Consider the following 25469-nt stretch of genomic DNA (forward strand, 5'->3'; position numbering starts at 1 on the left):
TCTTCGAGCCCAAGCGCCGCTACTGGGACAAGGGCGAGGTGAACACGGAGGCGATCCCGGGCCCGCTGCACAAGGCCCAGGTGGTCCGCGAGGGCACCGACCTCACCCTGGCCGCCTACGGCCCGATGGTGAAGCTCTGCCAGGAGGTCGCCGACGCGGCCGCCGAGGAGGGCAGGAACCTGGAGGTCCTGGACCTGCGTTCGGTCTCGCCGCTCGACTTCGACTCGATCCAGGCGTCGGTGGAGAAGACGCGCCGGCTGGTAGTCGTCCACGAGGCGCCGGTGTTCTTCGGTTCGGGCGCTGAGATCGCCGCCCGGATCACGGAGCGCTGCTTCTACCACCTGGAGGCCCCGGTGCTGCGGGTCGGCGGCTACCACGCCCCGTACCCGCCGGCCCGCCTGGAGGAGGAGTACCTGCCGAACCTGGACCGGGTACTGGACGCCGTCGACCGCTCGCTGGCGTACTGAGGAGAGGGTCGTGACGACGATGACGGAAGCGTCCGTGCGCGAGTTCAAGATGCCCGACGTGGGCGAGGGACTCACCGAGGCCGAGATCCTCAAGTGGTACGTCCAGCCCGGTGACACGGTCACCGACGGCCAGGTGGTCTGCGAGGTCGAGACGGCGAAGGCGGCCGTCGAGCTGCCCATCCCGTACGACGGCGTGGTCCGGGACCTGCACTTCCCCGAGGGCACCACGGTCGACGTGGGCACGGCGATCATCGCGGTGGACGTGGGCGGCGGCAGCGCCGCACCGGCCGCGGAGCAGCCCGCCGCCGAACAGCCAGCGGCGGCCGCACCCGCCGAGGAGCCGCAGGCGGCGGGCTCGGGACGCCAGCCGGTGCTGGTGGGCTACGGGGTGGCGACCTCGTCCACCCGCCGCCGCCCCCGCAAGGGCCCTCAGGTCCCGGTCCAGCAGGCCTCGACGGCGATCCAGACGGAGCTGAACGGCCACGCGCCGGCGGCCCCGGCCGTGCCCCCCGCGGCCCCGGCCGTGCCCCCCGCGGCCGCCCCGGCGGCGCAGGCCGGCACGGAGCGCCCGCTGGCCAAGCCTCCCGTCCGCAAGCTGGCCAAGGACCTGGGCGTCGACCTGACGACGGTCGTCCCGACCGGCCCGGACGGCATCATCACCCGCGAGGACGTGCACGCGGCGGTCGCCGCCGCCCCGGCGGCCACCGAGCCGCAGGTCGCGCCCGCACCGGCAGCCGTCCAGGCTCCGGTGTCCCACGACACCGCGCGCGAGACCCGCATCCCGGTCAAGGGTGTCCGCAAGGCGACGGCGGCGGCGATGGTCGGCTCGGCCTTCACGGCGCCGCATGTCACGGAGTTCGTGACGGTCGACGTGACGCGCACGATGAAGCTGGTCGAGGAGCTGAAGGCGGACAAGGAGTTCGCGGGCCTGCGCGTGAACCCCCTGCTGCTGATCGCCAAGGCCCTGCTGGTAGCGATCAAGCGCAACCCGGACGTCAACGCGTCCTGGGACGAGGCCGCCCAGGAGATCGTGGTCAAGCACTACGTGAACCTGGGCATCGCGGCCGCGACCCCGCGCGGCCTGATCGTGCCGAACATCAAGGACGCCCACGCCCAGACCCTGCCGCAGCTGGCCGAGTCGCTGGGCGAGCTGGTGGCGACGGCCCGGGACGGCAAGACGTCCCCGGCGGCCATGCAGGGCGGCACGGTGACGATCACCAACGTCGGCGTCTTCGGCGTCGACACGGGCACGCCGATCCTGAACCCGGGCGAGTCCGCGATCCTCGCCGTCGGCGCGATCAAGCCGCAGCCGTGGGTCCACAAGGGCAAGGTGAAGCCCCGTCAGGTCACCACCCTGGCCCTGTCGTTCGACCACCGTCTGGTCGACGGCGAGCTGGGTTCGAAGGTCCTGGCCGACGTGGCCGCGGTCCTGGAGCAGCCCAAGCGCCTCATCACCTGGGCGTGAGCCGACCGCGGCGGCCCCCTGTCCCTGGCGGGCGGGGGGCCGCCGGCGTGTTTCCGGAGGTTGACCGGAGGTGCGCTACAGAGCACAAGAAGCGCGTCAGACCCGCCCAAGTACCCCACAGTAAGCGGTTTAGCCGGACATACGATCAACTTTCATGCGCGACCCGATGGTTCTCAGGGCCCAGAAGTTCGTCAACTCCGTGTACGGCAGCCGTACCGGCACGACGGTGCAGGAGACGGGCGAGGCCGACTGGCCGACCCTGTACGCCCTGACCCGTGCCCTGCAGTACGAGCTGGGCATCACGGCGTTCTCCGACAGCTTCGGCCCCACCACGCTCAGCACCCTGACGGCGAAGTACCCCGAGCTCGACGCGGACACCGTCCCGTCGCCGGACTTCTGCCGCATCATCCAGGCCGGCCTCTGTTGCAAGGGCTACGACGACGGCGACCTCGACGGCACCTACGGTACACGGGTACAGGCGGCGGTCACCCGGCTCAAGACCGACATGGGCATCGAACAGGCCTTCCCAGGAAGCGCCTTGACGCCCAAGGCCTTCAAGGCCCTGCTGACGATGGACTCCTACGTCCCCGGCGCCTCCGGCAGCGGACAGGTCAGGGCCGTCCAGCAGTGGCTCAACGGCCGCTACCTGAAGCGACAGGACTTCTACGTCGTCGCCTGCGACGGGCTCGTGTCCAAGAGCACGCTCAAGGCGCTGCTCCTCGCGGTGCAGTACGAGCTGGGAATGGCGGACGGCACGGCCAACGGCAACTTCGGCCCCGGTACCCAGGCGGGTCTGAAGTCGCACCCCGTGAAACAGGGCGACAAGGGCGTGTTCGTCCAGCTGTTCTCGGCCGGGATGGTCGTCAACCGGCGCCCCGCGGCCCTCACGGACACCTTCGACTCCTCCCTCGCCGCCGCCGTCCGGGCCTTCCAGACCTTCGCAGCGCTCCCGGCCACGGGAGAGGGCGACTTCGCCACGTTCGCCTCCCTGCTGGCGTCCTTCGGCGACCAGTCCCGCCCGGCCGGGGCCTGCGACACCATCGCGAAAGTCACCCCGGCCCGGGCCGCGTCGCTGAAGGCGGCAGGGATCACGTACGTCGGCCGCTACCTCACCAACCCGAGTGCCACCTCCCTGCCGGAGAAGGCCATCCAGCCAGGTGAGCTCGCCACCATCGCCCAGCAGGGCCTGCGCTGCTTCCCGATCTACCAGACCGTCAACAACGACGCCGCGGACTTCGACTACGTCGCCGGGCGGACGGCCGGGTACGCGGCGGTCAACGCCGCCCGCGACCACGGATTCCGGCGCGGGACCAGGATCTACTTCGCCGTCGACTTCGACGCGATCGACGCCGAGATCACCGCGAGCGTCCTGCCTCACTTCAAGGGCGTCAAGGAGGCGATGGCGGACTCCGGCCACCCGTACGAGATCGGCGTCTACGGCTCCCGCAACGTGTGTGCGCGGGTCGGCGAGGCCGGATACTCGACGGCGAGTTTCGTCGCCGACATGTCCTCGGGCTTCGACGGCAACGCCGGGTACCCGCTGCCCGCGGACTGGGCCTACGACCAGTTCGTCGTCCGCACCCTCGGCTCCGGGGACGGACAGTTGGAGATCGACGCCGACATCGCCTCGGGGCGGGACACCGGGCAGGGCTCGTTCGACCCGCCGCGGCCCGCCGTCCCGGACGTCGCCTTCGACGCGCGCCAGGTGCCGGCGCTGCGGGCCGACCTCTCGCGCTACATGCGGTCGATCGGGCGCCCGGACGCCGGCGGCATCGGCAGCGACGCACGGCTCTACACCAACGCGCAGGCCGTCGCCGCGATCCAGGAGCAGGACGGGCTGATCACCGGGCTGTCGACGACGTACACGATGCGCAAGGCGCTGATCCAGACGGTCGTGTACTGGGCCATGCGCGACTACGGCCTCGCCGACCAGACCACCGACCAGCAGGTCGCCGACCACCACCTCACGGGCTCGGGTTCGGTGCGGGACTCGCACACCGGCATCGGCGAGATCAGCGCGGAGGACGCCATCCAGGCCTGGAACCACTGCATCGGCTGGGGCTTCGCCACCGGCGATCACCGGGACCCGGCCAAGGACGCCGACCTGTGGACCGTGTGGCAGCGGCTGAACAAGGACAACGCGTTCAGTGTGCGCACCGCGGCCCTGATCCATCTGTGGGGCACCCGGGGCAGGCCCGGCGGCCAACTGCCCCCCGGCGACCGGGTCACGACCCCGCGGTCCATGCGCCTCGACCTCGCCGAGTTCGAGATCACCGAGCTCCTGCGCCGCTACCGGGCCTGGGACCCCGACGTGGAGTCCCAGACGCACCAGAGCCTGGCCGTCTACCAGATCTTCGAGAAGTACAACAGCATCCTCCGCAACGCCTGAGCGCGTGTGCGCAGAGAACTCCAGAGACACCTCCAGACAGAACTTCAGAGAGAACTTCAGGAAGAGACTCCGTTGAAGCTCAGCCTCCCTCGCAGACCGTCGGCGCCGGGCGCCGCCCACCGCCGCGTCCTGTCCCGTCGTGCCCTGCTCGGCCGGGTCGCCGCCGTCGGCGGCGCCGTGGGCGTGGCCGCCCTGCCCCTGTCCCACTTCCTGTCCCAGGCGTACGCCGACGCGAACAACCCCATACCGGCCCGCGTACGGGACGCCCTGCGCAGCGCACAGGACCGGACCCGGCGCGTGCTGGCGGGCTCGCGCTCCCACAACGGCTGGGAGATGGAGAACGTCGCCGACGACGGCGGCACCGTCTACACCCGCCCCGTCCCCGGCACCCCGCTCAAGGGGGTCGCCGTGCGCATGGGGGACGTGGAGACCGTCCTCGTCCACCTGGTGCGCAGATTCCACTACGAGGTCGACCCGCTGCGCCGGGGCGACGTCGTGGGCTGGCACGACCCCGCCGCTCTCGCCAGGAGCAGGCCCGAGTCCAATCTGGCGTCCGGCACGGCCGTGCGGATCCGGCCCGGCTTCTACCCGCGCGGCGTCCGGGGCGGCTTCTTCCCGCAGCAGGAGCTCGTGATCCGCGACATCCTCGCCGAGCTCGACGGAGTGGTCCGCTGGGGCGGTGACGACCGTACGCCCGACGAGTCGCTGTTCAGCGTCGACGTACGGCCCGGTGACGAGAGGCTGCTCCGGGTCGCGGCGCGGATCCGCGGCTGGCAACTGGAGCCGGGCGCCGGTGCGGGTTCCGCGGTGAACGTGCTGTCGAACGGCCGGCGCAAGGCGGCCCGGGCGCTGGAGCGGCGTCAGCGCAGCATGGCGTGAGAGGCGTATGACGAAGGGGCCCAGCCGCGGTGTGCGGCGGGGCCCCTCGATGCCGTTCTACCTGCTGAAGCCGTAGTTGAGCAGCTTCGTGGCGTCGGTCTTGCGGGCGGTCAGGCCGGTCGAGGCGAGGACCGTGCCGATGACCGTCTTGCCGCTGCGGGTGGCGGCGAAGACCAGGCAGTACTTCGCCTCCGGGCCGGAGCCGGTCTTCACACCGATCGCGCCGCTGTAGCTGCCGAGCAGCGGATTGGTGTTCTCCCACGGAGCCATGGTCCGTGTGCCGCCGGACTTGGTGGTCGTCTTGGCCGTGTACTTCTTCGTCTTGACGACCGTGCGGAACGTGGAGTTCTTCATGGCGGCGCTGGCCAGCTTCGTCAGGTCGCGCGGCGTGGAGTAGTTGGCGCCGTGGCCGATGCCGTCGAACGAGTCGAAGTGGGTGTTCTTCAGACCCAGGTTCTTGGCGGTGGTGTTCATCTTGCCGATGAACGACTTCACGCGCGCCGCGCGCGTCGAGCCCGAGCCGAACTTGTCGGCGAGCGCGTACGCGGCGTCACAGCCGGACGGCAGCATCAGCCCGTACAGCAGCTGGCGGACGGTGACCTTGTCGCCGACGATCAGCTTCGCGTTGGACGCGTAGTTGTTGTCGACGATGTAGTCGCTGTACGCCTTCTGGATCGTGACCTTGCTGTCCATGTTGAGGTTCGACTGCTTCAGCACCACCAGGGCCGTCATGATCTTGGTGGTCGAGCCGGTCGAGCGGCGGGTGTCGGCCGCCTTGGTGTAGAGCGACTTGCCGGTCGCGTTGTTCATCACGTAGCCGCCCTTGGCGGCGATGGAGGGCGCCGAGGCCGCCTGCGCCGGCGCGACGGTGAGGGCACCGGTCGCGAGCATGGCGCCGGTGGTCACGGCGACGGCCGCCGCTCTGCGGAAACGGGTGCCCTGAATGCCGGTTATCAAGTGAAGTACCCCGATTGCGTCGAATGCCCCAACGATGCGGCCGAGTTGAGGACGAGGGGAAAGGGGCCGCACGTGTCTGACTTGTAACTAGCACACGAAGTTGTGCTGTTGCCGAGCGGGACCCCTGCTTTGCCACAGATGTGTGACATACAAGTCCGCATTCTGGACGTATCCCTTCATGCGTCCCTGTTGTATCTATGCTGTCGGCATGACCTTGGCCGTGAAGCAACCGCCCGCCGCCGACCGCGTCTACGCCCATGTCAAACAGGGCGTCCTGGAGCGCCGCTACGAGGGCGGCACCCTCCTCACCGAGGGCGAGCTCGCCGAAGCCGTGGGAGTCTCCCGCACACCGGTCCGCGAGGCGCTGCTCCGGCTGGAGGTCGAGGGGCTGATCCGGCTCTACCCGAAGAAGGGCGCCCTCGTCCTGCCCGTCTCCGCGCAGGAGATCGCCGACGTCGTCGAGACGCGGCTGCTCGTCGAGGAGCACGCGGCGCGCAAGGCCGTGCCCGCGCCCGCCGGGCTCATCGAGCGCCTGGAGGAGCTGCTGGCCCGGCAGCAGAAGCAGGCCGCCGCCGGGGACCTCGCCGGGGCCGCCGTCACCGACCGCTGCTTCCACGCCGAGATCGTCCGCAGCGGCGGCAACGAGATCCTCTCCCGCCTCTACGACCAGCTGCGCGACCGCCAGCTGCGCATGGGCGTCGCCGTCATGCACTCCCACCCGGACCGCATCGCCAAGACCCTCGCCGAGCACGAGGAGATCCTCGAAGCGCTGCGCTCCGGCGACGCGGAGGCCGCCGTCGGCCTTGTCCACCGGCACATCGGCTGGTTCTCGCACCTGGCCCGGGGAGAGGTCCGATGAGCGCCGTCGCGATACCCGGCGACCCGCCCGGCGGCCGCCGCGCCCTGGCCGTCTGGGGCACGGGCGTCTCGGTCTACTTCGTCGCGGTCATCTTCCGCACGTCCCTGGGCGTGGCCGGCCTCGACGCCGCCGACCGCTTCCACGTGAACGCCTCGGCCCTCTCCACCTTCTCCATCCTCCAGCTGCTGGTCTACGCGGGCATGCAGATCCCCGTCGGCCTGCTGGTCGACCGCCTCGGCACCAAGAAGGTGCTGGCGCTGGGCGCGGTGCTGTTCACGGCCGGACAGCTGGGCTTCGCCTTCTCCCCCACGTACGGCATGGCGCTCGCCTCCCGCGCGCTGCTCGGCTGCGGTGACGCGCTGACATTCATCAGCGTGCTGCGCCTGGGCAGCCGCTGGTTCCCGGCCCGCCGCGGGCCGCTGGTCGCCCAGTTCGCGGGACTGGTCGGCATGGCCGGCAACCTCGTCTCCACGCTCGTCCTGGCCCGGCTGCTGCACGGCATCGGCTGGACGGCGGCGTTCGCGGGCAGCGCGGCGGCTGGTGCCGTGGTGCTCGTCCTGGTGCTGCTGTTCCTCAAGGACCACCCGGAGGGCCACGAGCCGGAGCCCCTCCCGCACCAGGGCGCGGCCTACGTACGGCGGCAGATCGCCGCCTCCTGGCGCGAGCCCGGGACGCGGCTCGGCCTCTGGGTGCACTTCACCACCCAGTTCCCCGCGATGGTGTTCCTGCTGCTGTGGGGCCTGCCGTTCCTCGTCGAGGCACAGGGGCTGTCCCGTGCGGTGGCCGGCGAACTGCTCACCCTCGTCGTCCTGTCGAACATGGTGGTGGGCCTGGTCTACGGCCAGATCGTCGCCCGGCACCACGGGGCGCGGCTGCCGCTCGCGCTCGGCACGGTCGGCACGACGGCGGCCCTGTGGGCGGCGACGCTCGCCTACCCCGGGCCCCGCGCCCCGATGTGGCTGTTGATCGTGCTGTGCACGGTGCTCGGGGCGTGCGGACCGGCGTCGATGATCGGCTTCGACTTCGCCCGCCCGGCCAACCCGCCCGAACGGCAGGGCACCGCCTCCGGCATCACCAACATGGGCGGCTTCGTCGCCTCCATGACCACGCTGTTCGCGATCGGTGTGCTCCTGGACGCCACCGGCGACGACTACTCCCTCGCCTTCTCGGTGGTGTTCGTGCTCCAGGCGGTCGGCGTCTCCCAGATCCTGCGGCTGCGCGGGCAGGCGGCGCGGCGGGAGCGGGAGCGGCTGGTGGCCAGCCGGGTGGAGACGGTGCACGTGCCCGTGTAGATCAGCGGGCCGCCACCGGTACGAGGGTGAGGTACGCGAGGCCCAGGACGCCGCGGTAGGTCAGCCACCTGGCGCGGTGCCGGTCGACGCGCTCGCGGGTCTCGGCCGCCAGGGGGTCATCGGGGTGCTCGGCGAGCCACACCTCGGTGTCCGCGAGGTACCCCGACTCGAAAGCCTCCCACTCGTCGAGGCTCGCCGTCTCGGTCCACTCGGGCCGGAACCCCGCGGCGATCGCCGTGCTGATGAGCGTCGCGAGGCCGGGGTGGTCCGTCACGGCGGCGTCCGGCCACATGCGGGACAGTTCGCCGGGGGTGGGGGTGCGCTCCCAGAAGCCCTCGCCGAGCAGGACGCGGCCGTGGTCGGTGACCAGGCGGCGCAGTTCCTCCAGCGCGTCGGGGAGTCGGTCGCCGAGGGCCTGGCTCGACCCCACGCACAGGACGAGGTCGGCCGGACCACGGGTGGTTCCGGTGGCGGACTCCTCCACGAAGCGGACGCGGGAGGCCAGTCCGCGGTCCGCGGCGGCCTTCCTCCCCCGCGCCAGGTCGTCGGTGTCCAGGTCGATGCCGGTGCCGGTCGCCTCCGGCGCGGCGGCCAGGACGCGGAGCAGCAGTTCGCCCGAGCCGCAGCCGATGTCCAGGACGGTGGTGGGGCGGTGGCGGGTGAGGCGTTGCACGAGGGCGTCCGCGCGGGCCTCGGACAGGGGGCCGTGGAAGGTGAGGCGGCTGCGGTGGGGTGGTGTGGTCATGGCCAGGGACGGTATGCGTCGGGGTGGGGCGACGGCATGGGGTTTTCGGGCCCTGGGCGTCGGCGCTGAGGCGGGGCGGGTGCGCAGCCCGGCGTAGCGGGGTGCCTCCCCCAAGCTCTCGGCCTCGCTCGAGCAGGGGGGACCCCCACGCCCACCTGTGCCGCCCTCAGCGGCACGCATGCCCGCAGCCGGGCGGCTGCGCGTGCCCGCGTCCGCGCGGCTGCGCGTGCCCCGAGCCGGGGGCGGCACGCATGCCCGCAGCCGGGGGCATCCCTAGCGCGTCACCGTGAAGTTGTTCAGGATCGCCGCCGTCAGTTCCGGGTCGCCCTCCGTCTTCAGGCGGTCGGAGGCCGACTCCGGGGTCACGCGGCCGCAGGCCAGGCGGACGTACGTCTCCCAGTCGAGGGTGAGGGTCGCGGCGGGCCCGAGGGCCGGGGCCGTCTCCAGGGTGCCGCGGCCCTGGATGTCGACGCGGATCGTGCGCAGGAACTCGACGGGCCCGTGCACGTCGAAGACGATCGCCGAGCTGCGCGGCGCCTGCGCGTCCTCGGCCACCACGCGCGGGAGTTCGCCGAGCAGCACGTCCCGGGCGACCAGCGCGCCGGGGGAGTCGAGGTTGCCGGGCCGGCCGAGGGCCGTGCGCAGATCCTGCTCGTGCACCCACACGTCGAACGCGTGCCGCCGCATCGACTCCTCCAGGGTGAGCTCGCTGCCGAGCGGCCCGCGCACCTTCGTGCCCGGGTCACGCGACTCGTTGCGCAGCTGCCGGTTGCGGCGGATGATCACGTACTCCAGCTCGGAGGTCATCTCCGGCGCCGTGTGGTGGCGGCGGACGTCGACCTGCATCTCCATGTAGCGCTGGTGCTCGTTGGTGACGTGGAAGAGGTCGCGCGGCAGGCTGTGGATGGGGCGCGGATCGCCGAGCATCTCGCAGTCCAGACCGATGACGTGGGAGACCACGTCCCGCACCGACCACCCGGGGCACGGCGTCCGCCGGTTCCACTCGGCCTCCGCGAGCGGCTGGAGCAGCTCGGATATCGCTTCGATGGAGTGGGTCCAGGCGTCGGCGTAGGGCTGGAGGGTGGGATGCAGACTCACGGAACGGGACCCCTCGGCGGTTCGGTCACGGGCAGGTGGTGGCGGCGTTGCCAGTGGGAGGTGGCGGCTGTCGGCGGGCGTCTTGCGAGCTAAGTTACGCTGCTGTGAGGCACCCCGGCAGTGCTTTCGTGTGACGATCGTAGGCCCGTGTGGACGGCTCGAATGCCAGGACGGTGGTAGTGTGCGCGCCTCTGTGATCCAGATCGCCGTGAACGAGGACGAATCGGTCGAAGCGCGCCGCCGGCGCGTGGCGGCGACGGTCCGGGAACAGGCCGGGGCCGACCTCGTCGTCCTGCCGGAGCTGTGGACCACGGGTGCTTTCGCCTACGAGGAGTTCGGGCGCGAGGCCGAGCCGCTCGAAGGGCCGACGTACGAGGCGATGGCGAAGGCCGCGAGCGACGCGGGTGTGTGGCTGCACGCCGGTTCCATCCCGGAGCGGGACCCCGACGGGCCGCTCTACAACACCTCCCTGGTCTTCTCCCCCTCCGGCGATCTGGCCGCCGCCTACCGCAAGATCCACCGCTTCGGCTTCGACCAGGGCGAGGCCGTGCTGATGGGCGCGGGCTCCGAGCTGGTGACGGTGCGTCTGCCCGCGACGACCCTCGGCCTGTCGACCTGCTACGACCTCCGTTTCCCCGAGCTCTACCGCGGTCTCGTGGACGCCGGAGCCGAGACGCTCGTGGTGTCGGCGGGCTGGCCGGAGCGCCGCCGCTCCCACTGGACGCTGCTGGCCCAGGCGCGGGCGGTCGAGAACCAGTCGTTCCTCCTCGCCTGCGCAACGGCCGGGACGCACGCCGGAGTTCCCCAGGCCGGTCACTCGATCGTGGTCGACCCCTGGGGCGAGGTGCTGGCGCAGGCCGGTGCCGGCGAGGAGGTCCTCACGGTGGAGTTCGACCCGGGGAAGGTCGCGGCGACCCGGGAGCAGTTCCCGGCCCTGAAGGACCGGCTGCTGGGCCTCCAGCCCCCTCGCCGGCCCTGAGAACGGGCGGCGGCTCGGCGGGTCAGTCCTCCCGCTCCTTCTCCGCCAGGTGGATCACGCACACGGCCACCGCGATCAGCAGCGCCGGGTCGGCGTCCTCGCGGACGACGTCCACGCCGTACGTGTCGCGCAGGGTCAGCCAGCGCCGGGAGATCACCGCCAGCAGTTCGCCGTCGTACTCGACGGCGAACTCCCGGTCGAGGATCTTTCCGCTGACGTCCAGCTCGTTGCCGTCGGCGAGGGAGACCCGGTAGTGGTTGCGCAGCAGGGACAGCCGTTTCCTGCGGATCGTCGCCAGCGGCTCCCCGCTGCGCTGGAGCACCATGGTGTCGCGCAGGGCGAGCATCTTCTGGTGGATGTCGACGAGGACGCGCCCCTGGGTGTCCTTCAGCTCCCAGGTGTCCCGCAGCCGCAGGGCCTTGCCGTCGACGAGGAAGACCTTGTTGCCGTGGTCGTCCTCGATCCAGTAGTCGTCACCGAAGCCGAGGAGCCGGTCGTACACGAGGAATCTCATGACACCAGGGCTTCCCCGCCGCCGCTTCCGAAACGCCGCCTGTAGGCCGACGGGCTGAGCCCGGTCGCCTGCCGCAGCCGCGCCCGCAGGTTGGCGGCGCTGCCGAGCCCGCTCCTGGCCGCCACCACCTCCAGCCGCTCCTCGCCCCGCTCGATGAGCCGACAGGCCAGCGTCACGCGCTGCGAGGTCAGCCACGCCAGCGGTGTCGTCCCCAGCTGGGCGCGGAAGCGCCGGTGCAGCGTGGCGGGGCTGACGCGCGCGCGTGCGGCCAGGTTCGCGACCGTCAGCGGCTCGCCCAGCCGCTCCTGCGCCCACGCCAGCAGCGGCGCCAGGGACTCGTCGCGCACCTCGGGCACCGGCCGTTCGACGAACTGCCGCTGTCCGCCGTCCCGGTGCGCGGCGAAGACGAGCCGCCGGGAGACGTGGTTGGCGATCTCGGCGCCGTGATCCCGCCGCCAGATGTGCAACCCGAGGTCGAGTGCGGCCGCGCTGCCCGCCGCGGTGAGGAGGTTGCCCTCGTCGACGAACAGCACGTCCGGCTCCAGCAGCACCTTCGGGTGCAGTCGGCGGAAGGAGTCCGCCCAGCGCCAGTGCGTCGCCGCCCGCCGCCCGTCCAGCAGCCCGGCCTCGGCGAGGGCGAAGGCTCCGGTGCAGAAGCTCATGACCCGGGCGCCGCGCGCGTGTGCGCGCCGGATGGCGTCGAGGACGTCGGGGCCGCGCGGTACGACGTTGTCGGGCCGGCCCGGCACGACCAGCGTGTCCGCCTCCGCCACGGCGTCCAGGCCCCGGACGCCGGTGAGCGTGAAGAAGCCGTGGTTCATCCGGATCTCCGGCACGGGCGCGCACAGCGTCACCTCGTACAACGGCCCCGGCAGCCCCAGTTCGGGCCGGGGCAGCCCGAACAGCTCGGTGGCCACCCCGACCTCGAAGGGATTGGTGCCCTCGTCGACGATCACGGCGACCCGGTGCGGGCGCTGCGAGGATCCTTGCGACATGTGCGATTCCTAGCACTCGCACGACGTCCGCGGCACCCCGCAGGATCACCTCATGACCCAGGAACCCGTCTCCCTCGCCCAGGCGCTGGCCTCCTTCACCGACTGCTGGAGTCCCCGCATCGTCACCGCCGTGAACGACTACGACGTGCGCATCGCCAAGGTGGAGGGCGAACACGTCTGGCACGTCCACGACCACACCGACGAGTTCTTCCTCGTCCTCGACGGTGAACTCCGCATCGCCCTGCGCGAGCCGGCCGGGGAACGCACGGTGGCCCTGCCCCGGGGCAGCGTCTTCACGGTGCCGCGCGGCACCGAACACAAGCCGTCCGCCTCCGTCCCCACGGCGATCCTCATGTTCGAGCCCACCGGCACGCTGACGGTCGGCGACCGTCACGACGAGGTCCCGGCCCATGTGGACGCCACCACGGGGCGGTCCTACACCCCGTACCCGTCGCTGTAGCCGTCACGGCGGTGATGCACCGCCGGGTCGTCCACGACCGGGGTCGTGGGGGGCACCACGACGCGTCGGCGCCTGGCGATGCTGCTGAACGTGGTGACGCCGATCAGTCCGACGATCATCAGAATGATGCCGACCAGGTCGAGGTTGACCCCCTGCATGTCCCAGTCGGTCGCGAACGTGAGGATGGCTCCCACGGCGATGAGGATGATGCATCCGCCGAGGCCCATGTGTGTCGCCTCCCTGTACGGTCCGGTCGTTCCGGTCCCGGAACACCGGGTACCCCCGGGGCGAACACCCATGCGGTGACGGCTCGTTCTACCTCTCCAGGAACGCGGTCAGCGCGTTGGCGAGGAGGAACGGGTCGTCGGCGCCGCACAGTTCGCGCACGCTGTGCATCGACAGGATGGCCACGCCGATGTCGACCGTCCTGATGCCGTGCCGCGCGGCGGTGATCGGGCCGATCGTGGTGCCGCAGGGCATGGAGTTGTTGGAGACGAACGACTGGAAGGGCACGTCGGCCGCCTCGCAGGCCGCGGTGAACTCCGCCCGGCCCGAACCGTCCGTGGCGTAGCGGTTGTTGACGTTGACCTTGAGGATCGGGCCGCCGTTGACGCGCGGGTGGTGCGTCGGGTCGTGCCGCTCCGCGTAGTTGGGATGGACCGCGTGGCCCGTGTCGGAGGACAGACAGACCGTGCCGGCGAAGGCGCGGGCGCGGTCCTCGTAGGAGCCGCCGCGGGCGAAGACCGAGCGTTCCAGGACGTTGCCGAGGAGCGGCCCGTCCGCGCCGGTGTCCGACTGGGAGCCGTTCTCCTCGTGGTCGAAGGCGGCCAGGACCGGGATGGACGCCGGGTTCCCGGAGGCCGCGGCCATCAGGGCCGCCGTGCCGGCGTGCACCGACAGCAGGTTGTCCATGCGCGGGCCGGCCAGCAGTTCGTGGTCGCGGCCCAGGTAGGCGGGCGGTTCCACGGAGTGCGTCATCAGGTCCCAGCCGGTGACCTCGCCCGCGGGGATGCCGGCCGTCTCCTCCAGGAAGGCGATCAGGTCGCCGTCGCGCACGTCGCGGCCGAGGCCCCAGACCGGCTGCATGTGCCGCTGCTTGTCGAGCTTGAGGCCGTCGGCCGTCACCGAGCGGTCCAGGTGGATGGCGAGCTGCGGCACGCGCAGCAGCGGCCGGTCCACGTTGACCAGGCGCGTCGAGCCGTCGCGCAGGGTCAGCCGGCCCGCGATGCCCAGGTCGCGGTCCAGCCAGGAGTTGAGCAGCGGTCCGCCGTAGATCTCCACGGCCACCTGGCGCCAGCCGTGCGCCCCGCTGTCGGGGAGCGGCTTGACGCGCAGGTTGGGGGAGTCGGTGTGGGCGCCGACGATCCGGAACGGCGTGTGGGGCGCCGCGCCCTCCGGCACGTACCAGGCGACGATCGCGCCGCCGCGCAGCACGTACTTGCCGCCGCTCGTCCCGTCCCACGCGTCCGTCTCGGCGACCTGCCTGAAGCCGGCCTTCTCCAGTCGCTCGGCGGCTGTGGCCACGGCGTGGTACGGCGTGGGGCTCGCCGCCAGGAAGGTCATGAGGTCGTCGGTGTGGCCGCGGTCGAAGCGGGCTGGTTCGGTCATGGGGACACCTTAACGACGGGCGAGGGCCCGTTCCCCCGGGAAGGGAACAGGCCCTCGGACAGCGGACGTGATGATCTAGAACGCGGCCTCGTCCAGCTCCATCAGGTCCAGCTCGACACCCTCGGCGACCTTGCGGGCCAGGGTGACGCCCGGCAGGACGTTGGCGGCGAAGAACTTCGCTGCGGCGATCTTGCCGGTGTAGAAGGACTTGTCCTTGGCGGAGGCCGTCTCCAGCTTCTCGGCGGCCACCGCGGCGCCCTTGAGCAGCAGGTAGCCGACGACGACGTCGCCGGAGGCCATCAGCAGGCGGGTGGTGTTGAGGCCCACCTTGTAGATGTTCTTGACGTCCTGCTCGGTGGCCGCGAGGTCGGTGAGCATCAGGCCGACGATGGCCTCCAGCTCGACCGCGGCCTTGGCCAGGTGCTCGCGGGCCGCGCCCAGCTCCTCGCCGCCCTCACCGAGCGCCAGGAACTTCTTGATGTCCTCGGCGAGGGAGTTCAGCGCGGCGCCCTGGTTGCGGACGATCTTCCGGAAGAAGAAGTCCTGGCCCTGGATCGCCGTGGTGCCCTCGTAGAGGGTGTCGATCTTGGAGTCCCGGATGTACTGCTCGATCGGGTACTCCTGGAGGAAGCCGGAGCCGCCGAAGGTCTGGAGCGACTGGGCGAGCTGCTCGTAGCCCTTCTCGGAGCCGTAGCCCTTGACGATGGGCAGGAGCAGGTCGTTCAGGGCCTCCAGGGCGGAGACGTCCTCGCCCGCGGCCTCCTTGACCTGGATCTCGTCCTGGACGGAGGCCGTGTAGAGCACCAGGGCGCGCATGCCCTCCGCGTACGCCTTCTGCGTCATCAGCGAGCGGCGCACGTCGGGGTGGTGGGTGACGGTGACCTTGGGGGCCGTCTTGTCCATGAAGTTCGCCAGGTCGGGGCCCTGGACGCGCTCCTTGGCGTACTCCAGCGCGTTCAGGTAGCCCGTGGACAGCGTGGAGATGGCCTTCGTGCCGACCATCATGCGGGCGAACTCGATGATGCGGAACATCTGGCGGATGCCGTCGTGCTTGTCGCCGATCAGCCAGCCCTTGGCGGGGTGCTGGTCGCCGAAGGTCATCTCGCAGGTGTTGGAGGCCTTCAGGCCCATCTTGTGCTCGACGTTCGTGGCGTAGACGCCGTTGCGCTCGCCCAGCTCGCCGGTCTCGAAGTCGAAGAGGTACTTCGGGACGAGGAAGAGGGACAGGCCCTTCGTGCCGGGGCCGGCGCCCTCGGGGCGGGCCAGCACGTAGTGGAGGATGTTCTCCGACATGTCGTGCTCACCGGAGGTGATGAAGCGCTTCACGCCCTCGATGTGCCAGGAGCCGTCCTCCTGCTGCACGGCCTTGGTGCGGCCGGCGCCCACGTCGGAGCCCGCGTCGGGCTCGGTGAGCACCATGGTGGAGCCCCACTGCTTCTCCGTGGCGACCTTGGCTATGTGCTTCTGGACCTCGTTGCCCTCCTCGAAGAGGATGCCGGCGAACGCCGGGCCCGAGGAGTACATCCACACGGCCGGGTTGGCGCCCAGGATCAGCTCGGCGTACGCCCAGATCAGGGAGCGGGGCGAGGTGGTGCCGCCGATCTCCTCGGGCAGGCCCAGGCGCCAGTACTCGGAGTCCATGAAGGCCTGGTAGCTCTTCTTGAAGGACGCGGGGACCGGCGCGGTGTTGGTCTCCGGGTCGAAGACCGGCGGGTTGCGGTCGGCGTCGATGAAGGACTCCGCCAGCTCGTTCTCCGAGAGGCGGGTGAGCTCCTCAAGGATGCTCTTCGCGGTCTCGACGTCCATCTCCCCGAACGGACCGGTGCCGTACACCTTGTCGCGCCCGAGTACCTCGAAGAGGTTGAACTCGATGTCGCGGAGATTCGACTTGTAGTGCCCCATGGCGACGGCTCCCGGCTCCGTAGAGAGATCGGCGAGGCACTGGATCCTCGCGCTAGTTCACGTACCAACAAGTAGCTACGATGATGCTACCCGCCAGTAATAAGACGCAACCCCATCCGGTCATCTGTGACAGGTCACACCGGAACGGTCAAGGTCGCGGTGTAGCCGGCCGCGCTGCTGCCCCGCATCGTCGCCAGCTGCCGGTCGTGACCGTCGCTGAAGATGCCGTCGCTCTCAAGGGAGAGACCGCTCAGGTTCCGCACGCTGGCGCCGTACCCGTCCGTGGCGTACACCTCGTCGCAGACGTCCTTGGGGAAGGCGAGCTGTGAGGTGTTCGTGATCGAGGTGGCCGCTGTCGCGTCGGCCAGGCTGCCGTAGACCTCGAAGTGGACGTGCGGCCAGCGCCCCGGGTAGCAGCCGGGGAAGACGCTCCTGAAGGTGACCCGCCCCTTGTCGTCGCTCTCCTGCACGCCCCGCAGGTAGTTCTCGTCGGTGACGCCCTCGGAGTACAGGGAGTAGGCGCCGTCCCGGTCGCACTGCCAGACGTAGACGGCGGCGCCCTTCCTGGGGGTGCCGCAGCCGGAGGCGGCGTCCACCACCGTCAGCGTGATCGTCAACGGGACGCCCTCGGCGGTGCCGCCCGCCGAGCCGCCGAAGCTCTTGGTGATGTCGCTGCGGACGACACCGCTCTCCTTCAGGAGGTTCACGCCGTTGGATCCGTCGCCGGGAAAGGGCCCGGCCGTCTCCTCGGGGATCTCCGCGCACGCCGCCGAGGAGGAAGGCGGGGAAGACGCGGACGCCGAGGGCTTCTCCTGCGACGTGCAGCCCACCAGCGGGACCAGGCTCGCCCCCGCCATCAGCCGGATCATCCGGCGGCGGGCGAGGACCGGGAGGTCGTACGAGAGGCCTCCGTCGTGCTCGGGCGGGCTCTGGTCATGGCGTCCGTTCATGACACGACGCTACGAGCGGCGGCCGCGGCGATCCACACGGCGGGCGCTGTCAACTCGCTGTCGGTTTGCCGTCGGGGCCGTACCGGCCCTCCGGCCCGTCGGCTCTCGGTACGCTTGCGCTCATGTACGGCTACGACCAGACAGCGGGCCCGCAAGGGCAGTACGCCCCTCCGCAGCAGCCGATGTCCGGCGGGTACGGGCAGCAGCCGCCGCTGTACCCCGAGCCGTCCCCGCCCTCCCTCACGGACGCGGTGCGCGCCTTCACCACCGGGCAGATGGCCGCCGAGGACTTCCAGCAGGTCTTCGCGACGTCGAAGGTCTACTGCCCGCGCGGCGACAACCCCGGCTTCCTGGCGCTGCACAACACCCAGCAGCCGGTGATCCCGATGTTCAGCACGCTCAAGGAGCTGCGCCGGTACGCGGGCAAGGAGTCCAAGTACTTCGTGATCACCGGCGCGGAGGTGCTGGACCTGCTGCCGACCGGCTACGGCTTCGTCCTCGACATGGAGGGCGAGCACCGGATGGTGTTCGACGCGAAGGCCGTGGAGCAGATGGTCGAGTTCGCGATGCGCCGGATGTACGGCGGCTGAGGCCGGCTCGTAGTCACTTCGGCAGGCGTAGCGCCAGGCCGTCCAGGACGACCTCCAGGCCGTAGGCGAACTTGTCGTCGCGCAGTTTCGCGGGGTCGGCGGCCTGGGCGCTGGTCTCGGGGCCCGCGGCCGCCAGGTGGTCGTAGCCGGCCGAGGCCTGCTGGGCCGCGGGCAGCAGCCGGGCCACGAAATCGGACTCCGTCTCGCCCGAGCGGGCGACCGTGGTGAGCCAGGCGGCCTCCGTGGTGGACATGCCGATGACGTACGAGAAGACGGCGTCGATCGCCCGGCTCGGCTCGGGGAACCCCGCGGCCGTGAAGAGGGCCGCCAGCCGCTCCGAGAAACTCATGTAGTTCGGCCCCAGGTAGGCGAGCCCGGCCTGGCCGAGGACCAGGGTCAGCCAGGGGTGCCGCAGCGCTGTCGTGCGGAAGGACCCGGCCGCCTCGGTCACCGCCGCGCGCCAGTCGGGGCCGCCGGCCGGCGGGACGTGGATCTCGGCGGCGACCTCGTCCACCGCCAGCTCCATCAGCTCGTCCTTCGTGGCGACGTGCCGGTACAGAGAGGTCGCGCCGGCGTTCAGACGGGCGCCGAGCTTGCGCATGCTGAGCGCCTCGATGCCCTCGGCGTCGAGCATCGCGATCGCCTCGCGCACGATCGCGTCCCTGCTGAGCGCGGGCTGGTCGGTCCGGCGCTGTTCACGGGTCCACACGGACGGGATCGGGCTCCTGTCCGACGTCCTGCTCCTGCTCATGGGCGCTCCTCCTGAATGACCCTCTGGGTGCGAACAGCGTGCGCAGTCAGCGTACAGAACTCAAGGATTGCGCACAGCGTTCCCCTGTGCGTACAGTGTGCGCATCGAAGGAACGGTGTTCGCAGGGGTTCGCAGGATGTTCGCAGGAGGGGAAGAGGAAATGGACGCTCGCAATCCACGGCGCTGGTGGATCCTGATCGTGCTGTGCCTCAGCACGCTGGTGCTGGTCGTCGACAACATGGCGCTGACGGTCGCGGTGCCCGCGCTGACCGAGGACCTCGGGGCGAGCGCCCAGGACATGCAGTGGATCCTCGACTCCTACACCCTGGTCTTCGCCGGGCTGCTGCTGACCTCGGGCAGCCTGGGAGACCGCTTCGGGCGCCGCAGGGTGATGCTGATCGGGCTGCTGCTGTTCGGGGCGGCCTCACTGGGGGCGGTGTTCTGCTCCACCCCGGGCGAGCTCATCGCGCTGCGGATCACGATGGGCGTCGGCGGGGCGCTGATCATGCCCTCGACGCTGTCGATCCTGATCACCGTGTTCGACGAGGACGAGCGGCCCAAGGCGATGGCCGCGTGGGGCTCGGTGTCGATGCTGGGTCTGGTCGGCAGCCCCGTCCTCGGCGGGGTGCTGATCGACCACTTCGCCTGGCAGGCCATCTTCCTGATCAACGTGCCGATCGTCGGGCTCGCGCTGCTGGCCGGTGTCCTGCTGATGCCGGAGTCGAAGGCGCCGTGGCAGAAGCCGGACCCGCTGGGCGCGGTGCTGTCCGCGGTGGGCATGACGGCCCTGGTGTGGTGGATCATCGAGATTCCGCAGCACGGCGCGTTCGAGGGCCGCTCCCTGCTCGTCCTGGCCGTCGCGGTGATCGCCCTGGCCGGCTTCGTGACCTGGCAGAACGTGACCCCGTCGCCGATGGTGCCGCTGGTCCTCTTCAAGCACCGGAACTTCAGCGGCGGCTCGCTCTCCCTGGCGCTCGTCCAGATCGGCAACGCCGGCCTGCTGCTGGTGCTGACCCAGTACCTCCAGTTCGTCCTCGGCTGGTCCGCGGTCGAGGCGGGTCTCGCCTTCCTGCCGCTGGCGGTGGCCGCGCTGGCCGGCAACGCGGCCGGGGCGCAGCTCGCCGTGCGGGTCGGCAACCGGTTCGTCATCCTCGGCGGGATGCTGCTGATGGCCGTCTCCTTCGGGCTGCTGACCACGCTCGGCGTCGGCAGCGGGTTCACGGTCCCGGCCGTGGCGCTGGGGATCCTGGGGCTGGGCGCGGGACTGGCCATGCCGGCCGCGGTGGCCGCGCTGATGGGCACCATCCCGGAGGACAAGGCGGGCGTCGGCTCGGCCCTCAACGACACCATCCAGCAGTCCGGCACCGCCCTCGGCATCGCGATCCTCGGCTCCCTGCTCACCTCCGGCTACACGGACGAGATGCCGGCCGGCGCCCCGGAGCAGGCCCGGGAGTCCATCGGCGGCGCCCTGGCCGTGGCCGGCGGTGACGCGGGGCTGATCAGGGAGGCCCGGGAGGCCTTCGCCGACTCGATGGCGGCGACCTTCACGATCAGCGCGGTCGGTGTCCTGGCGGCGGCCGTCGTGGCCACGCTGGTGATGCGGGACCGCAAGAGTGAGCCCGCCGGGGCCGTGAGCGAGGAGCGCGACCTCGTCGCCTGACGCGGAACGCACGAGGGCCGTCATCCCACTGCGGGGTGACGGCCTTTCGCCATGCCGGTCTCCCGTGGTTCGCTGCGCCGTCCCCCGGGTGGGAATGTCCTCCCGGTTTTCTCTGTTCGGGGTGGCAAGAAGTTCAACGCTCAACTAAACTGGGCGTACACGAGGAGGAACCGACATGCCTGCAGTGACCGTCGAGAACCCGTTGACGCTGCCCCGCGTGACCGCACCCGCCGACGCCGTGGCACGTCCCGTGCTGGCCGTCACGACCGCTCCGAGCGGTTTCGAGGGCGAGGGCTTCCCGGTGCGCCGGGCGTTCGCGGGGATCAACTACCGCCACCTCGACCCGTTCATCATGATGGACCAGATGGGCGAAGTGGAGTACGCGCCGGGCGAGCCCAAGGGCACGCCGTGGCACCCGCACCGCGGCTTCGAGACCGTCACCTACATCATCGACGGGATCTTCGACCACCAGGACTCCAACGGCGGTGGCGGCACCATCACCAACGGGGACACCCAGTGGATGACCGCGGGCTCGGGCCTGCTGCACATCGAGGCCCCACCCGAGCACCTCGTCGTCTCCGGCGGGCTCTTCCACGGTCTCCAGCTGTGGGTGAACCTCCCGGCCAAGGACAAGATGATGGCCCCGCGCTACCAGGACATCCGCGGCGGCTCCGTCCAGCTGCTCACCACCCCCGACGGCGGCGCGCTGCTGCGGGTCATCGCCGGTGAGCTGGACGGGCACGCGGGCCCCGGCATCACGCACACGCCGATCACGATGGTCCACGCGACCGTCGCGCCGGGTGCGGAACTCACGCTGCCGTGGCGCGAGGACTTCAACGGACTGGCGTACGTCCTGGCCGGCCGCGGCAGCGTCGGCCCCGACCGCCGCCCGGTCCACATGGGCCAGACGGCCGTCTTCGGAGCGGGCTCCTCGCTGACCGTCCGCGCGGACGAGAAGCAGGACTCCAACACCCCCGACCTGGAAGTCGTCCTGCTCGGCGGACAGCCGATCCGCGAGCCCATGGCCCACTACGGCCCGTTCGTCATGAACACCAAGGACGAGCTCATGCAGGCCTTCGAGGACTTCCAGAAGGGCCGCCTGGGCACGGTGCCGGCGGTGCACGGCATGACCGCGGGCGGCCCGCAGGGCTGACGCGGACCAGGGGCGGCTGACGCTCCGTCACCCTGGCGGGCCTCCCTGACGGGACGGCCCGCCGGGCGCGTGATCGGGTGGAGGGGTGCAGGACTCCCAGCAGGCCCCGCTCCTCCCCGGCCCCGCCCGGCGCCTCGCCGCCTGGTGCGCGCTGCTCCTGCTCGCCGCCGGGGTCGTCTACGTCGGCATCCGGCTGGTCGCGGAGTTCCGGACGGCAGTGGTGCCCGTCCTGCTGGCGCTGCTGGGCACGGCGTTGCTCGGGCCGCTGCACCGACGGCTCGTGAAGGCCGGGGTGCACCGGTCGGTCGCGGCCGGACTGACCTGTGTCGCGGTGGTCGCCGTGGTCGGCGGGGCCGTGTACATCGTGGTCGCCGCGCTCATCGACACCGGCGACGAGATCGTCGCCTCGCTGAAGGAGGCCGCCCGGGGCGTCTCCGAGCACTTCGGAGCGGCCGGCACCTCGCTGGACGACCTCGCCTCCAACGCCCGGGAACTGCTCGGCAAGTTCGGCGGCACGGCCGCCTCCGGCGTGATCAGCGGCGTCAGCGTGGTCGGCGAGTCCATCGCCATGGCCGTCCTCGCGCTGCTGCTCGTCTTCTTCTTCCTGCGCGACTCCGACAAGGCCGCCGGGACCCTGCGGTCCCTGGCGCCCCGCGGCTCGGCCGACACCCTGGAGGCCATGGCGCGCCGGGCCCTGAGCGCGGTCGAAGGCTTCATGCGCGGCACGACCCTCATCGCCCTCATCGACGCGGTGCTCATCACCGTCGGGCTGCTCGTCCTCGACGTGCCCGGCGCGCCCGGGCTGGGTGCGCTGGTCTTCGTCGGCGCGTACATCCCCTACCTCGGCGCCGTCATCTCGGGGGCCCTGGCCGTGCTGGTCGCGCTGGCCGACCGGGGGTTCGTCATCGCCCTGTGGGCGCTCGGCGTGGTCCTCGCCGTGCAGGTGCTGGAAGGGCATGTGCTCCAGCCGATGATCCAGAGCCGGACCGTGCAGATGCATCCGGCGCTGGTGATGGTGACGATCACGGCCGGGGCGTCCGTCGCCGGGGTGCTCGGCATGCTGCTCGCCGTGCCGCTCACGGCGGCGGCCTTCGGCGTGATGCAGGAGCTGCGCACCCGTTACGGCGACCAGGAGCCGTCGGCGCCCCGGCCGTGACCGGTACGGCGACCGGGGGCCGTTGGCGCCTCGGCTGTGCCCGTTACGGTGACCGGGAGCCGTTGGCGCCTCGGCTGTGCCCGTTACGGTGACCAGGGGCCGTCGGCGCCTCGGCTGTGCCCGTTACGGTGACCAGGGGCCGTCGGCGCCTCGGCTGTGCCCGTTACGGTGACCAGGGGCCGTCGGCGCCCCGGCTGTGCCCGTTACGGTGACCAGGGGCCGTCGGCGCCTCGGCTGTGCCCGTTACGGTGACCAGGGGTCGTTGGCGCCCCGGCTGTGCCCGTTACGGTGACCAGGGGTCGTTGGCGCCCCGGCTGTGCCCGTTACGGTGACCAGGGGTCGTTGGCGCCCTGGCCGTGCCCGTTACGGTGACCAGGGGTCGTTGGCGCCCTGGCCGTGCCCGTTACGGTGACCGGGGGCCGTTGGCGCCCCGGCCGTGACCGTTACGGCGACCAGGTGCCGTCGCCCGAGCCGTTCACGGACTCGTAGAGCTCGAACCAGATGCTCTTGCCCTCGCCGCGCGGCTCCACCCCCCAGGCGTGCGCGAGCAGTTCGATCAGCACCAGGCCCCGGCCGGAGGACGCCAGCTCCCCGGGCCGGCGCTTGTGCGGCAGGTCGTCGCCGCCGTCCGTGACCTCGATCCGCAGCCGCCGCCCGCCCACCTCACCCGTCATCTCGGCGACCAGCAGCGCGTCGGAGTCGGTGTGCACGAGGACGTTCGTCAGCATCTCGGACAGCAGCAGCACCGCCGAGTCGACCTGGTCGGGCGAGGCCCAGTCGTGCAGCAGCTCGCGCAGCTGCTGCCGGGCGACCGCGACCCGCTCGGGCTCGGCCTGCGCGACGGTCAGCACCGAGCGCCGCGCCGGCGGCCGTACGGTCATCGCGTCGCCGCAGCCGCAGCCGCCGCCCTCCCGGCTCAGCAGCAGCATCGCGATGTCGTCCTCCCGGCGGTCCGCCAGGGGGCCGGTGGTGTGGTGCGAGGACGGTCCGTGCACGGCCTGCACCAGAGTGTCGGCGAGTTCCTCCAGATCCCCCTTGTGGTCCTCCAGGAGAACGCGCAGCCGCCGCCAGCCGCTGTCCAGGTCGTGACCGCCGGTCTCCAGCAGGCCGTCCGTGCAGATCAGCATGGTCTCGCCGGGTTCCAACGTGAGCCGGGTCGTGGGGTAGTCGGCGTCCGGGTCGATGCCCAGGGGCAGGCCGCCCGACGTCGGCCGCGTCAGCACCGTGCCGTCGGCCATCCGGATCGCCGGGTCCGGGTGCCCGGCGCGGGCGATGTCCAGCACCCCCGTCGCCGGGTCGACCTCCACGTAGACGCAGGTCGCGAAGCGCGGGTCGGCCGGGTCCTCGTCGCTGATCCCGTGCAGGAACCGGGAGGCGCGGGAGAGAACGGCGTCGGGGCGGTGGCCCTCGGAGGCGTAGGCCCGCAGGGCGATGCGGAGCTGGCCCATCAGACCCGCCGCCCGTACGTCGTGGCCCTGGACGTCACCGATGACCAGCGCGAACCGTCCGCTGGGCAGCGGGATCACGTCGTACCAGTCGCCACCGACCTGGAGCCCGCCGCCGGTGGGGACGTAGCGGGCGGCGACGCTCATGCCCGGGATGCGCTGCGGCCCGAGCCTCGGCAGCATCGTGCGCTGGAGCCCGTCGGTCAGGGCACGCTCGCTCTCGGCCACACCCGCCCGGGTCAGGGCCTGCGCCAGCATCCGTGCCACCGTCGCCAGCACGGACCGCTCGTCCGGGGTGAACGCGACCGGGTACGTGAACGCCGCCATCCACGCGCCCATCGTCCGCCCGGCCACGGTCAGCGGCAGGAACGCCCAGGAGCGGCGGCCGAAGCGCTCGGCGAGCGGCCACGTCAGCGGGTAGCGGGCCTTGTAGTGCTCGGCGGAGGACAGGTACACGGCCCGGCCCGTCCGCACCACCTCGGCGGCCGGGTAGTCCGTGTCCAGCGGCATGTCCGAGAAGGGGCTCTCGGTGCCCCGCTGCTGCCCGTGGTGGCCGATGATCGTCAGGCGGTCGCCCGAGACGCCGAACACCGCGAGACCGTCCGGCGAGAACCCGGGCATCGACAGGTTCGCGGTGACCCGCAGGACCTCCTGGGTGGAGCGCGCCTCGGCCAGCGCCCGGCCCGCGTCCAGGAGGAACGCCTCCCGCGAACGCCGCCAGTCGCCGGTGACCGCGCTGCGCCCGGCCGGAGTGCCCGGCGTCGGCTCGGTGACCTCCTGGAGGGTGCCGATCAGCCGGTACGCCTTGCGGGCCCGGTCGAAGGACGGCTTGGAGCGGCTGCGGACGACCCGGACGACCCGGCCCTGCTCGTCCATGATCCGGATCCGGACCTCGGCGAGGGTGCCCTCGGCCACGGCCAGCTGGATCACACCGGTGATCTCGTTCCAGTCGACCGGGTGCAGCCGGGCGCGGGCCTGGGCCTCCGTGAGGCTGACCTGTTCGGCGGGCAGCCCGAGCAGCCGGGCTGCCTCGGCATCGACCGTGACCAGTCCGGTGGCGGTGTCCCAGTGCCACAGGCCGGTCGCGAGGGCGGCGAGAGCCTCCCCCACGGCGGGCAGAGGCTCGCCAGTGCGCATTGCCCTACTTTAAGAAGA

At 71.5% G+C, this 25469-nt stretch carries 23 protein-coding genes; 12 read left to right on the forward strand and 11 right to left on the reverse strand.

From position 1 onward, the window contains the following. The 4 genes from AB0E85_RS13145 to AB0E85_RS13160 all read left to right on the forward strand — a co-directional run. A partial coding sequence (locus tag AB0E85_RS13145) for a transketolase C-terminal domain-containing protein (RefSeq protein WP_361925605.1) occupies positions 1-467 on the forward strand: 467 nt, incomplete at its 5' end. Between the two features lie 10 nt (positions 468-477). After that, positions 478-1932, forward strand: a complete 1455-nt coding sequence (locus tag AB0E85_RS13150) for a dihydrolipoamide acetyltransferase family protein (RefSeq protein WP_361925607.1) — start codon at positions 478-480, stop codon at positions 1930-1932. Positions 1933-2086: 154 nt separating this feature from the next. After that, on the forward strand, positions 2087-4321 hold the full coding sequence (locus AB0E85_RS13155) for a glycoside hydrolase domain-containing protein (protein WP_361925609.1): 2235 nt from the start codon (positions 2087-2089) through the stop codon (positions 4319-4321). A 72-nt stretch (positions 4322-4393) separates the two neighbouring features. Next, on the forward strand, positions 4394-5200 hold the full coding sequence (locus tag AB0E85_RS13160; RefSeq protein ID WP_361925611.1) for a twin-arginine translocation signal domain-containing protein: 807 nt from the start codon (positions 4394-4396) through the stop codon (positions 5198-5200). A 57-nt stretch (positions 5201-5257) separates the two neighbouring features. Here the strand turns inward: AB0E85_RS13160 and AB0E85_RS13165 are convergent, their stop codons facing one another. After that, complete coding sequence (locus tag AB0E85_RS13165) at positions 5258-6157, reverse strand: serine hydrolase (protein ID WP_361925613.1); 900 nt, start codon at positions 6155-6157, stop codon at positions 5258-5260. A 208-nt stretch (positions 6158-6365) separates the two neighbouring features. On the opposite strand from AB0E85_RS13165, the gene AB0E85_RS13170 reads away from it, so the two are divergent. Next, positions 6366-7016, forward strand: coding sequence for a GntR family transcriptional regulator (locus AB0E85_RS13170; protein ID WP_361925615.1), 651 nt, complete (start codon positions 6366-6368; stop codon positions 7014-7016). After that, positions 7013-8308: an MFS transporter gene (locus AB0E85_RS13175; protein ID WP_361925617.1), complete on the forward strand. Its 1296-nt coding sequence runs from the start codon at positions 7013-7015 to the stop codon at positions 8306-8308. Before AB0E85_RS13170 ends, AB0E85_RS13175 begins: the two co-directional genes overlap by 4 nt. Before the next feature lies 1 nt (position 8309). Here AB0E85_RS13175 and AB0E85_RS13180 read toward each other — a convergent pair whose 3' ends face one another. Both AB0E85_RS13180 and AB0E85_RS13185 read right to left on the reverse strand, forming a co-directional pair. Continuing rightward, positions 8310-9053: a methyltransferase gene (locus AB0E85_RS13180; protein WP_361925619.1), complete on the reverse strand. Its 744-nt coding sequence runs from the start codon at positions 9051-9053 to the stop codon at positions 8310-8312. Positions 9054-9326: 273 nt separating this feature from the next. Continuing rightward, positions 9327-10151, reverse strand: a complete 825-nt coding sequence (locus AB0E85_RS13185; protein WP_361925621.1) for a maleylpyruvate isomerase family mycothiol-dependent enzyme — start codon at positions 10149-10151, stop codon at positions 9327-9329. 181 nt (positions 10152-10332) lie between these two features. On the opposite strand from AB0E85_RS13185, the gene AB0E85_RS13190 reads away from it, so the two are divergent. Continuing rightward, positions 10333-11130 carry a carbon-nitrogen family hydrolase gene (locus AB0E85_RS13190; RefSeq protein ID WP_361925623.1) on the forward strand — a complete coding sequence of 266 codons (798 nt, stop codon included), beginning with the start codon at positions 10333-10335 and terminating at the stop codon, positions 11128-11130. Between the two features lie 22 nt (positions 11131-11152). Here AB0E85_RS13190 and AB0E85_RS13195 read toward each other — a convergent pair whose 3' ends face one another. Both AB0E85_RS13195 and AB0E85_RS13200 read right to left on the reverse strand, forming a co-directional pair. After that, entirely contained in the window at positions 11153-11644 is a 492-nt protein-coding gene (locus AB0E85_RS13195) for an LURP-one-related family protein (protein WP_361925625.1), read from the reverse strand. Further along, positions 11641-12639 (reverse strand): helix-turn-helix domain-containing protein, encoded by a 999-nt coding sequence (locus tag AB0E85_RS13200; protein ID WP_361925627.1) that lies wholly within the window; start codon positions 12637-12639, stop codon positions 11641-11643. The genes AB0E85_RS13195 and AB0E85_RS13200 overlap by 4 nt, the downstream gene beginning before the upstream one ends. Positions 12640-12691: 52 nt before the next feature. On the opposite strand from AB0E85_RS13200, the gene AB0E85_RS13205 reads away from it, so the two are divergent. Continuing rightward, the gene (locus AB0E85_RS13205; protein ID WP_361925629.1) at positions 12692-13099 is read left to right on the forward strand and encodes a cupin domain-containing protein; all 408 of its coding nucleotides are present in this window, start codon (positions 12692-12694) and stop codon (positions 13097-13099) included. Here the strand turns inward: AB0E85_RS13205 and AB0E85_RS13210 are convergent. The 4 genes from AB0E85_RS13210 to AB0E85_RS13225 form a co-directional block, all read right to left on the reverse strand. Continuing rightward, the gene (locus AB0E85_RS13210; RefSeq protein WP_161369506.1) at positions 13075-13326 is read right to left on the reverse strand and encodes a DUF6458 family protein; all 252 of its coding nucleotides are present in this window, start codon (positions 13324-13326) and stop codon (positions 13075-13077) included. The genes AB0E85_RS13205 and AB0E85_RS13210 overlap by 25 nt on opposite strands. A gap of 88 nt (positions 13327-13414) precedes the next feature. Next, positions 13415-14707 (reverse strand): M18 family aminopeptidase, encoded by a 1293-nt coding sequence (locus AB0E85_RS13215; RefSeq protein ID WP_361925632.1) that lies wholly within the window; start codon positions 14705-14707, stop codon positions 13415-13417. 75 nt (positions 14708-14782) lie between these two features. Next, positions 14783-16609 carry an acyl-CoA dehydrogenase gene (locus tag AB0E85_RS13220; protein ID WP_361925634.1) on the reverse strand — a complete coding sequence of 609 codons (1827 nt, stop codon included), beginning with the start codon at positions 16607-16609 and terminating at the stop codon, positions 14783-14785. Positions 16610-16743: 134 nt separating this feature from the next. After that, on the reverse strand, positions 16744-17559 hold the full coding sequence (locus AB0E85_RS13225; protein ID WP_361925636.1) for an intradiol ring-cleavage dioxygenase: 816 nt from the start codon (positions 17557-17559) through the stop codon (positions 16744-16746). Positions 17560-17681: 122 nt separating this feature from the next. Here AB0E85_RS13225 and AB0E85_RS13230 point away from each other — a divergent pair, with 122 nt between their 5' ends. Then, complete coding sequence (locus tag AB0E85_RS13230) at positions 17682-18149, forward strand: SseB family protein (protein WP_053670262.1); 468 nt, start codon at positions 17682-17684, stop codon at positions 18147-18149. 13 nt (positions 18150-18162) lie between these two features. Here AB0E85_RS13230 and AB0E85_RS13235 read toward each other — a convergent pair whose 3' ends face one another. Continuing rightward, the gene (locus AB0E85_RS13235) at positions 18163-18900 is read right to left on the reverse strand and encodes a TetR/AcrR family transcriptional regulator (protein ID WP_361925639.1); all 738 of its coding nucleotides are present in this window, start codon (positions 18898-18900) and stop codon (positions 18163-18165) included. A 160-nt stretch (positions 18901-19060) separates the two neighbouring features. Here AB0E85_RS13235 and AB0E85_RS13240 point away from each other — a divergent pair, with 160 nt between their 5' ends. From AB0E85_RS13240 to AB0E85_RS13250, 3 genes are all read left to right on the forward strand, one after another. After that, a complete protein-coding gene (locus tag AB0E85_RS13240; protein WP_361925640.1) occupies positions 19061-20560 on the forward strand; it encodes an MFS transporter in 1500 nt (499 codons plus the stop codon). 175 nt (positions 20561-20735) lie between these two features. Next, a complete protein-coding gene (locus AB0E85_RS13245; RefSeq protein ID WP_107456413.1) occupies positions 20736-21713 on the forward strand; it encodes a pirin family protein in 978 nt (325 codons plus the stop codon). An 85-nt stretch (positions 21714-21798) separates the two neighbouring features. After that, positions 21799-22869, forward strand: a complete 1071-nt coding sequence (locus AB0E85_RS13250) for an AI-2E family transporter (protein ID WP_361925642.1) — start codon at positions 21799-21801, stop codon at positions 22867-22869. Between the two features lie 443 nt (positions 22870-23312). Here the strand turns inward: AB0E85_RS13250 and AB0E85_RS13255 are convergent, their stop codons facing one another. Next, positions 23313-25451: a SpoIIE family protein phosphatase gene (locus AB0E85_RS13255; protein ID WP_361925644.1), complete on the reverse strand. Its 2139-nt coding sequence runs from the start codon at positions 25449-25451 to the stop codon at positions 23313-23315. Positions 25452-25469: the final 18 nt, after the last annotated feature.

This window comes from Streptomyces sp. NPDC029044 (assembly GCF_040637495.1).
In the GTDB taxonomy this organism is placed as follows: domain Bacteria; phylum Actinomycetota; class Actinomycetes; order Streptomycetales; family Streptomycetaceae; genus Streptomyces.

Excerpts from the sequence above, each read along its gene's own strand:
- AB0E85_RS13210 (WP_161369506.1), bottom strand. The coding sequence starts at position 13,326 with ATGGGCCTCGGCGGATGCATCATCCTCATCGCCGTGGGAGCCATCCTC.
- AB0E85_RS13220 (WP_361925634.1), bottom strand. The coding sequence starts at position 16,609 with ATGGGGCACTACAAGTCGAATCTCCGCGACATCGAGTTCAACCTCTTC.
- AB0E85_RS13255 (WP_361925644.1), bottom strand. The coding sequence starts at position 25,451 with ATGCGCACTGGCGAGCCTCTGCCCGCCGTGGGGGAGGCTCTCGCCGCC.
- AB0E85_RS13180 (WP_361925619.1), bottom strand. The coding sequence starts at position 9,053 with ATGACCACACCACCCCACCGCAGCCGCCTCACCTTCCACGGCCCCCTG.
- AB0E85_RS13155 (WP_361925609.1), top strand. The coding sequence starts at position 2,087 with ATGCGCGACCCGATGGTTCTCAGGGCCCAGAAGTTCGTCAACTCCGTG.
- AB0E85_RS13200 (WP_361925627.1), bottom strand. The coding sequence starts at position 12,639 with ATGTCGCAAGGATCCTCGCAGCGCCCGCACCGGGTCGCCGTGATCGTC.
- AB0E85_RS13225 (WP_361925636.1), bottom strand. The coding sequence starts at position 17,559 with ATGAACGGACGCCATGACCAGAGCCCGCCCGAGCACGACGGAGGCCTC.
- AB0E85_RS13240 (WP_361925640.1), top strand. The coding sequence starts at position 19,061 with ATGGACGCTCGCAATCCACGGCGCTGGTGGATCCTGATCGTGCTGTGC.
- AB0E85_RS13205 (WP_361925629.1), top strand. The coding sequence starts at position 12,692 with ATGACCCAGGAACCCGTCTCCCTCGCCCAGGCGCTGGCCTCCTTCACC.
- AB0E85_RS13170 (WP_361925615.1), top strand. The coding sequence starts at position 6,366 with ATGACCTTGGCCGTGAAGCAACCGCCCGCCGCCGACCGCGTCTACGCC.
- AB0E85_RS13175 (WP_361925617.1), top strand. The coding sequence starts at position 7,013 with ATGAGCGCCGTCGCGATACCCGGCGACCCGCCCGGCGGCCGCCGCGCC.
- AB0E85_RS13215 (WP_361925632.1), bottom strand. The coding sequence starts at position 14,707 with ATGACCGAACCAGCCCGCTTCGACCGCGGCCACACCGACGACCTCATG.
- AB0E85_RS13195 (WP_361925625.1), bottom strand. The coding sequence starts at position 11,644 with ATGAGATTCCTCGTGTACGACCGGCTCCTCGGCTTCGGTGACGACTAC.
- AB0E85_RS13230 (WP_053670262.1), top strand. The coding sequence starts at position 17,682 with ATGTACGGCTACGACCAGACAGCGGGCCCGCAAGGGCAGTACGCCCCT.
- AB0E85_RS13235 (WP_361925639.1), bottom strand. The coding sequence starts at position 18,900 with ATGAGCAGGAGCAGGACGTCGGACAGGAGCCCGATCCCGTCCGTGTGG.
- AB0E85_RS13245 (WP_107456413.1), top strand. The coding sequence starts at position 20,736 with ATGCCTGCAGTGACCGTCGAGAACCCGTTGACGCTGCCCCGCGTGACC.